12 protein-coding genes are annotated in these 12,767 nt (G+C 71.0%); 5 read left to right on the forward strand and 7 right to left on the reverse strand.

The window, feature by feature from the left end:
- The first annotated feature begins 6 nt into the window (after positions 1-6).
- The gene (locus tag ACZ7L7_RS13360) at positions 7-588 is read left to right on the forward strand and encodes a GNAT family N-acetyltransferase (RefSeq protein WP_472075831.1); all 582 of its coding nucleotides are present in this window, start codon (positions 7-9) and stop codon (positions 586-588) included.
- A gap of 17 nt (positions 589-605) precedes the next feature.
- Here ACZ7L7_RS13360 and ACZ7L7_RS13365 read toward each other — a convergent pair whose 3' ends face one another.
- A complete protein-coding gene (locus ACZ7L7_RS13365; protein ID WP_285516728.1) occupies positions 606-1,145 on the reverse strand; it encodes a DinB family protein in 540 nt (179 codons plus the stop codon).
- A 236-nt stretch (positions 1,146-1,381) separates the two neighbouring features.
- On the opposite strand from ACZ7L7_RS13365, the gene ACZ7L7_RS13370 reads away from it, so the two are divergent.
- On the forward strand, positions 1,382-2,593 hold the full coding sequence (locus ACZ7L7_RS13370) for an oxygenase MpaB family protein (RefSeq protein ID WP_453602352.1): 1,212 nt from the start codon (positions 1,382-1,384) through the stop codon (positions 2,591-2,593).
- A gap of 10 nt (positions 2,594-2,603) precedes the next feature.
- On the opposite strand, the gene ACZ7L7_RS13375 is transcribed toward ACZ7L7_RS13370, so the two are convergent.
- From ACZ7L7_RS13375 to ACZ7L7_RS13385, 3 genes are read right to left on the reverse strand one after another with little or no spacing between them, the layout of a single operon-like run.
- Positions 2,604-3,800, reverse strand: coding sequence for a TetR/AcrR family transcriptional regulator (locus tag ACZ7L7_RS13375; protein WP_285516726.1), 1,197 nt, complete (start codon positions 3,798-3,800; stop codon positions 2,604-2,606).
- A gap of 51 nt (positions 3,801-3,851) precedes the next feature.
- A complete protein-coding gene (locus ACZ7L7_RS13380) occupies positions 3,852-4,334 on the reverse strand; it encodes a DUF4334 domain-containing protein (protein WP_285516725.1) in 483 nt (160 codons plus the stop codon).
- Between the two features lie 44 nt (positions 4,335-4,378).
- Positions 4,379-5,080 carry a TetR/AcrR family transcriptional regulator gene (locus ACZ7L7_RS13385; protein ID WP_453602343.1) on the reverse strand — a complete coding sequence of 234 codons (702 nt, stop codon included), beginning with the start codon at positions 5,078-5,080 and terminating at the stop codon, positions 4,379-4,381.
- A gap of 197 nt (positions 5,081-5,277) precedes the next feature.
- Between ACZ7L7_RS13385 and ACZ7L7_RS13390 the strand changes: the two genes are divergently transcribed.
- The gene (locus tag ACZ7L7_RS13390; RefSeq protein WP_453602340.1) at positions 5,278-6,303 is read left to right on the forward strand and encodes an LLM class F420-dependent oxidoreductase; all 1,026 of its coding nucleotides are present in this window, start codon (positions 5,278-5,280) and stop codon (positions 6,301-6,303) included.
- Positions 6,304-6,372: 69 nt separating this feature from the next.
- Positions 6,373-8,217: an AMP-dependent synthetase/ligase gene (locus ACZ7L7_RS13395; protein ID WP_472075834.1), complete on the forward strand. Its 1,845-nt coding sequence runs from the start codon at positions 6,373-6,375 to the stop codon at positions 8,215-8,217.
- A 96-nt stretch (positions 8,218-8,313) separates the two neighbouring features.
- Here the strand turns inward: ACZ7L7_RS13395 and ACZ7L7_RS13400 are convergent, their stop codons facing one another.
- Entirely contained in the window at positions 8,314-9,453 is a 1,140-nt protein-coding gene (locus tag ACZ7L7_RS13400) for an acyl-CoA dehydrogenase family protein (protein WP_472075836.1), read from the reverse strand.
- Positions 9,454-9,547: 94 nt separating this feature from the next.
- Here ACZ7L7_RS13400 and ACZ7L7_RS13405 point away from each other — a divergent pair, with 94 nt between their 5' ends.
- A complete protein-coding gene (locus ACZ7L7_RS13405; RefSeq protein WP_285516720.1) occupies positions 9,548-10,174 on the forward strand; it encodes a TetR/AcrR family transcriptional regulator in 627 nt (208 codons plus the stop codon).
- 6 nt (positions 10,175-10,180) lie between these two features.
- Here ACZ7L7_RS13405 and ACZ7L7_RS13410 read toward each other — a convergent pair whose 3' ends face one another.
- Both ACZ7L7_RS13410 and ACZ7L7_RS13415 read right to left on the reverse strand, forming a co-directional pair.
- Complete coding sequence (locus tag ACZ7L7_RS13410) at positions 10,181-11,668, reverse strand: aldehyde dehydrogenase family protein (protein ID WP_472075838.1); 1,488 nt, start codon at positions 11,666-11,668, stop codon at positions 10,181-10,183.
- Positions 11,665-12,630, reverse strand: a complete 966-nt coding sequence (locus ACZ7L7_RS13415; RefSeq protein WP_471592464.1) for an oxygenase MpaB family protein — start codon at positions 12,628-12,630, stop codon at positions 11,665-11,667. Before ACZ7L7_RS13415 ends, ACZ7L7_RS13410 begins: the two co-directional genes overlap by 4 nt.
- Between the last annotated feature and the right edge of the window lie 137 nt (positions 12,631-12,767).

A 12,767-nucleotide genomic window follows, 5' to 3' on the forward strand; every position in this document is an offset into this window, starting at 1 on the left:
CGGCACGTGCAGATCTTGTCGTTCCCCGAAGTCGCCACACCCGCCGACCTGCGTGCGCAGGTGATGCAGCTCCAGGAGCAGGCATGGCCGTCCGAGCCCGGCTCGGAGCCGCCCACTGACGCGCCCACGCACGATCAGGCGTTGCGGCCGTTGTCCATGCTGCTCGTGGACGAGGGGACGGTCCTGGCCGCGCTGGACATCCTGTTCAAGGAGATCGTCCATAACGGCCGGCGCTTCGCCGCGGGCGGGCTGAGCACGGTCGTGACGAGCGAGCGGGCGCGTGGTCGCGGGTACGGCGGGCGCCTCGTCTCGGCGGCGCGGGAGGAGATGCGGGCCCAGGGGCTGGACCTGGGCCTGTTCACCTGCGACCGCCCGCTCCAGGCGTTCTACGAGCGTGCGGGATGGCGTGTGCTGCCGGGAGCGGTGCTGGTCGGAGGGACGCCGCAGGCCCCCTTCCCGAGCGACCGGCCCGGCTTCGACAAGGTCACGCTGGCGGACTTCTTCTCGGCGGCGGGGCGTGCGGCACAGACGTCGTTCGAGCACACCCGTATCGAGCTGTACCCGGGGGAGATCGACAAGCTCTGGTGAGCCCCAGCCGTCTCCGGTCACTGCCAGCGGTAGAGATCCCGGAGCAGGCAGATCTCGGCGCCGTGGTGGATCAGCTCCCTGTTGACGTGCAGGACGATGCCCTCCATGGGGAACTGTTCGGGCCCCACCGCAGGCGGATTCTCCAGCTCGGCGTCCGAGAGTTCCCGGACCCCCGCGTGCCAGCGCCCGTACATCCCGTCGAGCTGCTTCAGCGCCTCGTCGGCGGTCCCCGCGTAGGCGAATGCCTCCGATTCGATGTCCTGGCCGCCGAAGTGCCAGCCGACCCGATAGCCCAGGACGGAGACGATCATGTGCGCCAGCCGCCAGGCGATCGTGGTCACCGGGGCCGGCGCCGGGGCGGGGGACGCGTAGTCCATCGTCCACTCCCCCGAACCCTCCGACATCGGAGCGGCCGACGTCCCGCGCGGGCGGATGCTCCAGCAGCCGCGCACCGGCTCCCAGAAATACTCCGCGTCCGTGAGACCGTCCAGCCTGGGCCGCACGTTCTTCTGCCAGTGCCGGTCCAGCTGGTCGGCGAGCCGTTCGCTTCGTGTCATCTCCGCACCGTACACACAGCGGCGGCGTCCCCCCTGCCCCACCCGTGACACGTGACGGATCGTCAAAATCCGTCCCCACACCCTCTGCCACGACCATTGCCGACGACTCCGAGCATCGCTATGTTAATCGAAAATCACATACGTGCGACGGCGCGCAGCACGCCGCGGGTCGCACAACTGGCAAGTCTGCAAAGGAATCTGACACTCTCCGGCCCATCAGGGAAGCAGGTAAGTCAATGGAGAACCTCAGCAGGCGAAAGGCCATATCCCTGGGTGTCGCCCTGGGACTCGTGGGTGTGGCGAACCCTGTTCAGGCGTGGGCCTCGGCAGGGGCGGCGAAAGCGAGGGGTGCCGAGGCCGCGGCAGGGACCGGCCCGGAGTGGATCTGGGACGACCTGGCGGACCCCTTGATGAAGTCGATGCTCCAACAAGGGCACGTACCGGCGATCAACACCGCGTGGAAGTCATGGGTGAACAACAACGACCCGCTGCCCAGCGGGCTGCCCGCCGAGTTCACCGCCTATCTGCGCCAGGTCAACCGGCTGCCCTCCTGGGCGGACCCCACCAAGCTGGCGCGCGCCGCGGACTTCAACCGCCGCAGGGACACATACCTGTTCATGCTGTACGGCCTGGGCAGCGGCATCATGAGTACGGTGATCCCGCGCGAGGCCAAGAGCGTGTACTGGTCCGCGGGCGGCGCCGACATGCAGGACCGCGCGGCGAAGACGTTCACGTTCGGCTACGACCTGTGCGAACTGGGCGCGTTCACGCCCACGGGGCAGTTCGTCGTCACCGCGAACAAGACGCGCGTGGTCCACGCCGCGGTACGTCATCTGCTCCCGCAGTCGCCGCACTGGCGGGCGGTCGCCGACGAGTCCATACCGATCAGCGCCGCCGACATCCTGGTCACCTTCCACAGTCTGGGCACCTACGTCTACCGCAAGCTGCTCGACTGGAGGATCCCGTTCCCGGCGGCCGACCAGGAGGCGTTCCTGCACTCGTGGCAGGTCGCGATCCATCTGCTCGGTGTGCCGTACGAGCACATCCCCAAGACCTGGGCGGAGGCCGAGGCCCAGTCGGCGCGGGTGCTGACCCCGATCCTCACGCCGTCGAGAGAGGGCATCGCCCTGGCCGAGGACCTGCTCGGGCTGACCGCGCAGGTCGACCTGGGGGTGACCCGCGGGTTCCTCAACGAATTCGTGCGCTACGTCCTCAGCGACCAGGTCGGCGACTGGCTCGGACTCAGGCGCGACTACGCGGCGGCGGCTCTGGTCCGTACCGGCTGGCCCGCGTTCATCCTGTTCCGTGAGGGGCTGTCGCCCGTCATGCCCGGCGCCTTCTACATGTTCGACCAGTTCGTGCGGGCCCTGGCCATGCTGTTCCTGAACAAGGGGTCTTCCGGTACGACCACCCCGATCACGATCCCCACCGGGAACAGGCCGGGCTGAGCCGCCGCGTTCACAGCCCCAGCGCACCCACGACCAGCGCGGTCACGGCCTCCCGGTGCTCCGGGCTGTCCTGCCACCGCAGTTTGCGCCCCGCCTCGACCACCACCCCGAACGCGGCGTGCACCAGCACCCGGGCCTGGCGCGGGTCCAGTTCCGGCCGGACCAGGACCAGCTGCTGCTGCCAGACGGCGATGTGCTCGCGCTGGGCGAGGAGCAGGGGACGCCGCAGCTCGGCCGGCAGCCCGGCGTACTCGGCCTCGGCGACGCTGTTGAGCTCGGTGTGCTCGAAGCTGTAGGCCACGTACGTCGCCGCCAGCGCGACGAGGGCGTCGTACGGGTCGGTCACGTCCCGCAGGTTCTGCTCCACGCCCTGCGACAGCAGTCCCGCCGCCTGGAGACAGGCCGCCGCGAGTATGTCGATCTTGCCGGGGTAGTGGCGGTACAGCGCGGACGGGGTCAGTCCCACGGCCTCGGCTATCTGGCCGTTCGTGACATTGGCGAACCCGTCCCGCGCGAACAGGGGGACGGCCGCCGCGAGGATCTCCGCGCGCCGGGTGCGGGGCACCGGCCGGGCGGGCAGTTCGACGGGGCGCGGGCACCGCGGGCCCGCCGCGGGGTCGGTCGCCGCGACCCGCAGCGCGCACTCCAACAGCAGCTCCTCCGCCCGGCGTTGGGCGATGGAGGTGCGGTGCATCGTGATGGACCCGATGGCGCCGAGCGCCGCCATGGCCCGTAGCCGGTCGTCGGGCAGGGGGTGTGCGCGCCGCACCGCTTCGTCGACCCGCCCGACGAGGCGGTCGAACTTCGTCCCGAGCCGCCGCCGGTCGTCGCGGTCGAGGTACCGGGCCTCCCAGCGGTACACCCCGCCCGACGCGCGATGCGCGACGGTGACCCGGGTGACGGCGGTGAGCACATCGCTCAGGCTCGCCCCGGCCGGCACCTCGTCGAGCGCGGCGACCAGTCCGTCCACCATGACGTGGGCACACTCGGCGAACAGCGCGTATTTGTTGGGGAAATGGCGGTAGAGGGCTGCCGCGGTGATGCCCACTCCCGCGGCGACCTCCTCCATGGAGGCGTTGTGGTAGCCGCGCTCGCTGAACACCCGTCCTGCCGCCTCGACGATGAGCTGCCTGCGGTTGCGTGGCCGGGTGGCCGCGGCGGGGCGGGCGCTCGCGGCCGGGCGGGCCGATGGAGAGGCAGGAGCCATGCCGTTCAGTCAATCACACCCCGTCAGAGGGGCTCCGTGGCGGCGGCCGCCCTACCGATGTCCCGGAGCCACGCGGTCGAGGTAGAAGTAGTAGAAGGGCCCATCGGCGGGGGTCCCCTTGGCATTCATGATGCCCATCAGTGTGGTGTCGTCGACCCTCTTGAAGTGGTCGAGGACCGGCTGCCCGTCATAAACCATCGTGGCCGTCGACTCACCGCGGAACTCGACGACCCACAGACTCGCCTCGCCCTTGCCCAGCTCGCGGTGGGAGTACAGCTCTCCCTTCTCGTCCCGGCACATCAGCGGCTTGACGTCGTCGAGCGCGGCGAACGTCTTGCCGTACCAACCGACCTTGGCGAGCTCGCCGTTGAGGGGGTGGCCGGTGTTGAACTCGCCACCCTTCCACTCACCGAGGATGGCCTCCGGGCGGACGGTGTCCAACACCGCCCAGATCGCGTCGAGTTCGGCGGGGTCGACCAGGTCGCCCTTCTCCCGGAGCTGTTGGAACCGGGCTCGTGCCTCGGGCAGGTCCATACAGGGTGTCCTCTCTGTCGACGTCGACGCGAACGAGGCACCGCTCACCGCGAGCGCTGCCGGACCCCGCCGCCCCGCCGTACGAGTGCGGCGGACAGCGGAAGGTCGCCGGTGACCGCCGCGGGATGCCCGACCGTGCCCAGCGTCAGCAGCACATGGCGTTCGGCGACCTCCTCCGCGGTGAGCGGGCCGTCCTCGCGGAACCAGTTGGCGACGCCCTGGCACATGACGAGCACGGCGCGCACGGCGTCGCTGGGGATCGGCGTGGTGAACACGCCCTGGGCGACGCCCGCTTCGACGGTGTCCAGCAGCATGTGCTGGAGGTAGTCGCGCAGGGCGACGTAGCGGGCCCGGTTCTTGGGTTCCAGACTGCGTATCTCGGTGTCCAGGAAGGCGAGTTCGCGACGGTGGGCCATGTAGAGCACGATCGACTCGACCATCCCTCGGAACCGGGCGAGCGGATCGGTCCCGGCCTCCTCCGCCGCCGCCCGGCAGCGGTCGAGAACGTCCTTGATGGATGTCTCCAGCAGGGTGGCCAGCAGTGCCTGCTTGTTCTCGTAGTGGTAGTACAGCGCGGGCACGGTGACACCTACGCGTCCGGCGATGTCGCGGACCGAAGTGCCGTGGTAGCCGTGCTCGTTGAAGGCCTTCATGGCGTGCAGCAGGATCGGGTGCAGGTCGAGGGGCCCGTAGGAGCGCCAGTGCTCCGCCTGTGGGGTGGGGTCCTGGCTCGGCGCGACGTTCAACAGCACTCCCTTTTCACCGCTTAGCGATCGCTCAGGAATCCCGCGATCCGGCGTCCAGTCTGCTGCCCGGCCCCGTGGCGTGTCTACGTAAGAACCAGTTTTGCGCGGGGAGTTGACCGAGACGCGCCCCACTCCTACGTTTTAGCGAACGTTCAGTACGGCGAAGGCATGCCCGCACGGCTGAAGGGCTCACACCGATGGAACTGTCCACGCCCCTGGCGTACGCCGGAGATCCGCGTGCCGCCGCGGACCGGGCCGCCGCCCTGGAGTCCGCCGGCCTCGACGCCGTGTGGGTGGCGGAGGCCTACGGCTTCGACTCCCCCACGATCATGGGTTATCTCGCGGCGAGGACCGAGCGGATGCGGATCGGCTCGGCCATCCTCAACGTCTACTCGCGCACCCCCGCCCTGATCGCCCAGACCGCCGCCGGACTCGACGCGCTCACGGGCGGCCGCGCCCTGCTCGGTGTCGGCGCCTCCGGGCCCCAGGTCGTCGAGGGCTGGCACGGGCGCCGCTACGACCGCCCGCTGGGCCGCACCCGCGAGGTGATCGAGCTGTCCCGGCGGATCTGGCGCCGCGAGGTGATCGAGCACCACGGCATCACGGACCTGCCGCTTCCGCCCGGGAAGGGCGGCACCCTCGGCAAGCCCCTGAAGCTCCTGAACCACCCGGTCCGCGACACCGTCCCGGTCTACGTGGCCGCGCTGGGCCCGGCCAACGTCCGCATGACCGCCGAGGTCGCCGACGGCTGGCTGCCGTTCCTCTACGTGCCCGAGTACGCCGCCAAGGTCTGGGGCGGCTCCCTGGCCGAGGGCCGGGCCCGGCGCGACCCCGCGCTCGGCCCGCTCTCGGTCGTGGCGGGCGGACTGCTCGCCATCGGTGACGACGCCGAGGCCGTCCGCGACCTGATGCGCCCCACGGTCGCCCTGTACGTCGGTGGCATGGGCGCGCCGGGCCGCAACTTCTACCACGATCTGATCTGCTCCTACGGCTACGAGTCCGCCGCTGCCGCCGTCCAGGAGCACTACCTGGCGGGCCGCAGGAAGGACGCGGAGGCCGCCGTGCCGGCCGAACTGCTGGAGCAGCTCTGTCTGGCCGGGCCCGAGGGCTATGTCCGCGACCGTATCGAGGTCTTCCGCGAGTCGGGCGTGACCATGCTGAACGTCACCCCTGTCGGCGCCGATCCCGCCCGTCTCGTCGAGCGTGTGCGGGACTGGCTCTGACGTCGGGGCACGCCCTGTCCGGCCCCCGGGATCGTCGTCACATTCCTTACGAGCCGCAAGGAGGCCCCGATGACATCGGCCCCGCGCACCACCACCGCCGACGGCCTGCCGGACGACCCGGCGGACCTGGCCCTTCCCCGACTACTGGCCCGGAACGCCCGCGAGTTCCCGCACCTGCCCGCCCTTTCGTGGCAGTCGGCGGACGCGGGCGACGGCGCCGGCTGGACGACGCTCAGTTGGGCGGAGGTCCGCGAGCGGACCCGGACCCTGGCGGCCGGATACCGTGCCCTCGGTGTCCGCCCCGGCGACCACGTGCTGATGATGATGTCCAACCGGCCCGAGCACTGGCTGTCGGACCTCGCGCTGGTCCGCCTCGGCGCGGTCCCGGTGAGTGTGTACGGCACGTCCGCCCCCGAGCAGATCATCCATATCGCCCGCAACTGCCGGGCCCGGCTCGCCGTGGTCGAGGGCAGCGCCCAAGTGGCGGTGTGGGAGCCGCTGCTGACCGACGGCGACACACCGCTGGAGCGGCTGGTGGTGGCCGAGACCGGTGCGGAGGGCGAGCATACGCCGTACGCCGGTCTCCTCCGCCCGGAGGTGCCCGAGGGGTTCGACGGGGAACTGGACCGCGCCCGTCCGCAGGACCCGCTGACCGTCGTCTACACGTCCGGCACGACCGGCGAGCCCAAGGGTGTGGTGCTCACCCACCGGGTGGTGCTGTCGAACGCCCTCGCGCTGGACGCCGTGGTGGAGTTGCCGCCGCACGTCGAGCACATCTGCTACCTGCCGTTCGCCCATATCGCCGAGCGCATGCTGGGCATCTACCTGCCCTGTCACCGGGCCTCGCACGTCTACCTCTGCCCCGACCCGACGCGCGTCGGCGAGGTGGTGCGCAAGGTGCGGCCCGCGCAGTTCTTCGGTGTGCCCAGGATCTGGGAGAAGCTGGCCGCCGCGGTCCGGGCCGTTCTCTCGCTGATGCCGGCCGAGCAGATGGCTGTCATCGAGGAGGCGTTCGAGGTCGCGCGCGAGCATGTCGGGTACCGGGAGCGGGGCGAGACACCGCCCGCCGAGGTGGAGGAACGGTACGCCCGTGCCCGCGAGGAAGTGCTGCGGCCCATGCTGGCGGCGGGCGGTCTGGACCGGGTGGAGTGGTCGGCCAGTGCGTCGGCGCCGATGTCGGCGGACGTGGTGAGGTTCTGGGCGGGGTTCGGCATCGTCATCATGGACGCCTGGGGGCTGACCGAGACCACGGGGGTGGCCACCAGCAACAGCCCGAAGACGGGCTTCAGGCTCGGCTCGGTGGGGCGGCCGGTGAAGTCCGTGGAGATCCGTGTCGCCGAGGACGGCGAGATCATGGTGCGGGGCACGTCCGTGTTCTCCGGCTATCTCCGGCCGGACGGCTCGGTGACGTCCGCGGTGGACGACGACGGCTGGCTGGCGACCGGTGACATCGGCCGGATCGACGAGGACGGCTACCTCTGGCTCACCGACCGGAAGAAGGAGATGATCATCACCTCGACCGGCAAGAACGTCTCGCCGGCCCTGGTGGAGAACGCGCTCAAGGAGCACCCGCTGATCGGCCAGGCCATGGTGCACGGTGACAACCGCTCCTACCTGGTCGCCCTGCTCGTACTCGATCCGGAGGCGGCCCCCGCCTGGGCCGCGGCCCACGGCATCGAGACGGAGAAGGGGCTCTCCGGGCTCGTGGACCACCCCGGGGTCCGGGCGGAGGTGGACCGCGCGGTGGCGGCCGCCAACAGCCGTCTCAACCGCACCGAGCAGGTCAAGCGGTACGAGCTGCTGGCCGAGGAGTGGGGTCCGGCGACCGGGGAGCTGACACCGTCGCTGAAGATGCGGCGCTGGGTCATCCGGGACAAGTACGCGGCCGAGCTGACCCGGCTGTACGAGGCCTGAACGGGCGGGGCCCACTCCGTCGCGGGGCGGGCCCCGCCGCGTCCTCAGAGGCCGCACGTCCTGCGGAACTTCAGAGGCCGTACGTCCTGCGGATCTTCAGAGGCCGTACGTCCGGCCGATGACGTCCCGCTGGATCTCGCTGGTGCCGCCGTACACGGTGGAGACGACGGCGGCCCTCAGGTGGCGTTCCATGTCGGACTCCGTGGTGTAGCCGTAGCCGCCCATCATCTGCATGCCCTCCAGGGCGGCCCGCTTGGCGACCTCGGTGGCCTTCAGCTTCGCCATGGACGCCTCGCGCGGGAACAGCTTGTCCGGCTCCGCGTCGCAGTCCAGGGCGACTTCGCGCACGAGCAGCCTGGTGCACTCGATCTCGGTGGCGAGGTCGGCGATACGGTGCCGGAGCGCCTGGAAGGAGCCGACGGGGCGGCCGAACTGCTCGCGTTCGCGGACGTAGGCGACGGTGTCGTCGAAGGCGCGGCGGGCCAGGCCCAGCATGTTGGCGGCCAGGAACAGCCGTTCGTAGGTGAGGCCCGCCATCAACTGCCGCCAGCCGTTGTCGACTTGTCCGACGACGGCGTCCGCGGGCAGTCGTACTCCGGTGAGGAAGACGTCGTTGACCTCCCGGCCGCGCATGGTCTCGATGCCCCGTATCCCGACGCCCTCGGTGTCTGCGGGCAGGTGGAACATGGTCAGGCCGCCGTGCTTGTCCTCGCCGGTGCGGGCCACGAGGAGAATGCTCTTCGCGCAGTGCGCGTTGGAGATCCAGGTCTTCTGGCCGTCGATCAGCCAGGTGCCGTCCGCTGTCCGTTGTGCGCGGCAGCGCAGTGCCCCCACGTCCGAGCCCGCCTCCGGCTCGGACATGGCAATGGCCAGTACGTCACCGCGCGCGGCGCCGGTCAGGACCTCGCGGCGCTGATGTTCGGTGCCGAACCGTTCGTAGGCCTTCGCCGTGATGACGGTGGTGATGAAGCCGCCGCAGGGGACCATGCCGTAGGAGGTCTCCTCCAGGAAGAGGCAGGCGTCGGCCAGTCCTCCGCCGGCGCCTCCGCACTCCTCGGGCAGACACACCCCGAGCCAGCCCAGATCGGCGAGCCTGGCGTACACCTCCGGGTGGTGTGCGTCGCGTCCGCCCTCGGCGAGCGCGGCGCGCTGCTCCCGGGTACCGCACTCGCGCTTGGCGAAGTCGCGTACCGCCGCGGCGAAGGCGGCCTGTTCCTCGGTGAGTCGACTGCCCATCCGGTCCTCCGTACCCTTGCCCGAGTGATACATAGATACGGTACTTGTTTCACAGTCTCGTCGTGAGCGGTTCGCCGGTATCGTGAACCGCACCATGCGAACCGACACGAACGACTCGTGGCTCGTACAGGCCCTCGCCCAGCCGGAGCCCGAGGACGACACGGCCCGGCGGATCCTCGACGCGGCGCTTGAGCAGTTCACCCTGCTGGGACTGCGCCGGTCCTCGGTGGACGACGTCGCCAAGCGGGCCGGGGTCTCCCGGGTCACCGTCTACCGGCGCTTCCAGACCAAGGACCGGCTCATCGAGGAGACCCTGCTGCGCGAGCTGCGCCGGTTCTTCCAGCGCCTGGACGCGACGGTGGCGGCGCTGCCGACCATGAAGGAACGGGTCGTCGAGGGCTTCGTGGTCGCCCTGCGCCACACCCGCGCCCATCCTCTCTTCGGCGGTCTGCTGCGCCTCGAACCCGAGCTGGTGCTGCCCTACATGACGGTGCAGGGCGGCTCGTCGCTGGCGGCCACGGTGGAGTACCTGACGGCCCATCTGCGCCGGGCGCAGCAGGCCGAGGGCAGGCCCGAGGAGGATCCGCGTCCGCTGGCCGAGCTGATGGTGCGGGTCGCCGTGTCGTTCCTGCTCAACCCGGCCAGCTGTATCGAGATGGAGGACGAGGACCAGGCGCGGGCCTTCGCGCGCCGCTACCTGGCCCCGCTGCTGGACGTCTGAGGCCGGTCAGCGGCGCCGGTGCAGCGCCCGCGCCAGCCGTACCGCGCGTTCCCGGGTGGCGGCCGGGACGGCGAAGGAGGTCAGCGCGACCGGTGGGGTGAAGCGCTGCACGGTCGTCGACTGCACGGCGGTGAAGGCGCGCAGCCCCTCCTCGCCGTGGATCCGCCCGAAGCCGGAGTCCTGCGAACCGCCGAACGGCAGCGCCGGTACCGCGGCGAAGCCCAGCACCGAGTTCACCGATACGGCGCCGGCGCGCAGCCGCGCCGCGATGGCCGCACCGGTGCGCCTGTCACGGCAGAACACGGCGGCGCCGAGCGCGTAGCGGGAGGCATTGGCCCGTCGCACGGCCTCGTCCACGTCAGCCACCTGGTTGATCGCGACGACCGGCCCGAAGGTCTCCTCCGTCATGGCCGGGGCGTCCTCGGGGACGTCGGTCAGCACGACCGGCGCGATGTACGGGGCGCACACCGACTCGGCGCCGCCGAGCAGGGCCTTGGCGCCCTTCGCGAGCGCGCCGGTCACGTGCCGTTCGACGACGGCGATCTGACCTTCGAGCGTCATGGGGCCGTACGAGGCGTCCGCCCCGCCGCCGGGCCGTACCGACGCGGCCCGCTCGACCACCCGCTCGCACAGACCGGCGTGGATCTCGCGCACCGCGTAGACACGCTCGACTCCCGCGCAGGTCTGGCCCGCGTTGCTGAGCGCGCCCCAGACGACGGCGTCGGCCGCGGCGTCCAGGTCCGCGTCGGCGGTGACGATCACCGCGTCCTTGCCGCCGCACTCGGCGAGGAACGGGGTCAGGGTCTCGGCGCACACCGCCATCACCTTGCGGGCCGTCCCCGGGGAGCCGGTGAAGGCCAGCTTGTCGACCCCGGCGCGGGCCAGGGCGTCCCCGGTGGATCCGGCGCCGGTGACGGTGGTGAGCAGCCCGGCGTGGTCCGGCACGGCGGCGTCGAAGCTCCCGGCCAGCAGGACGCCGGTGCCCGGGGTCAGTTCGGACGGTTTGAAGACCACGCCGTTGCCGGCGGCCAGGGCGTAGCCGAGGGAGCCCATGGGTGTGTAGACGGGGTAGTTCCAGGGGCCGATCACACCGACGACGCCGAGCGGCCGGTGGACGAGCGAGGCCCGCTGGTGGAGGGCGAACAGCCCGGTGCTCACCTTGCGGCGGCGCAGGACGCGTTCGGCGTTGCGGGCGGCCCAGCCCAGGTGCTCCAGTGCGAGGACGACCTCCAGCGCGGCGTCACCGGCCGGTTTGCCGGTCTCCGCGGCGACGGTGCGGGCGACGGCGTCCAGGTCGGTGGCGAGGGCCTTCTTCCAGCGCAGCAGGTGGTCACGGCGGCGCGAGGGCGGGAGCGCCGCCCAACCGGCCTGTACTCCTCTGGACTTGGCCACGGCCTCTGCGACCTCTTCCGGGCCGTGCACCGGGTACTCCGCGATCGGTTTGCCGGTCGCCGGGCTGCAGGTGGTGAAGGCGGGCACAGTGGTGTCGGTCATGGGGACTCCTGAGGGGAGGTGTCGGTTCGCGCCGGTACGCAGGCCCCTGGGGATGTCCGGGAGTGCGCCCAGTGCGGGCCCAGGTCGTCCAGGGTCCAGCCGAAGGGGTAGGTGCGTGCCGTGGGTGTGCGCGGGCGCCACTCGGGGCGGGCGGGCAGCAGGCGGATCAGGGCGGCCCGGACGCGGAAGGCCCGGTGGACGGCGGCTCGTACGAGGCGCGGCTGCGGGCGGAACCCGAGTGCCTGCAGCAGGGGTTCGTCCAGGACGGCGAGCGCGACCCGGGAGGCCAGCCGCCGTGCCGGGGCCGGATACCAGGACGCGAAGGTCCGTAGTGTGGCGGCGGCGACCCTGCGGTTGGCGGGGTCGTAGGCGAACGTCTTCCGCTCGTAGTCGTCGTGGAGGCGCTCGAACGCGGCGTAGGTGTCGGGCACGCCGTCGATGCCCATCATCTGCCCCATGCGGCGGCCGACCAGGGCGAGGCTCTCGGTCTCCTGCTCGGACAGGCGCCGCCAGCCGAAGCGGTCGATCCACCGCTTGGGTCCGACGACGGTGGTGGCGAGGACGTACAGGAAGTCCTCGTTGGCGATGCGGTAGCGGCCGTGGATGCGGTTGAGGTGTTCGGCCGCCGCACGGCCGTGGTCCGAGTCCATGCCGTCGCGGACCATCTCGTAGGTGAGCAGCACGGTGTCGTCGTAGCGCTTCTGTCCGGCGCGTTCGAACTCCTGGGTGCGGTCGAGGAGTTGTGAGATGCGCGGGACGCCGAAGTCGCGCAGGAAGGCGATCGAGGTGCCGTGGAGGTAGTCGCGGGGGAACTCGTAGTGGATGATCCAGCGGTAGATCTGCTCGAAGTCCCTTCGCGGGTCGAGCTGTTGGATGCGGCGGAGCCGGGTGTGGCGGCCCGTCAGGAATCTCTGCCGCTTCGATAAGCGGGCCGTGGTGGTGCCGGCCGTACCAGGTCCCATGACGCGCACCCCCGATGAGTCGATGATACGGAAACTATTGAGTTGTATCACCGGGCGTCAAGGGTCCGGGGGACCCGGTGTGCGTGGCTGTCTCCGCCGTACGGCGGGGGCGGACCGTGCCTGCGGACGATGCGGGC

This window comes from Streptomyces sp. NPDC110618 (assembly GCF_055657065.1).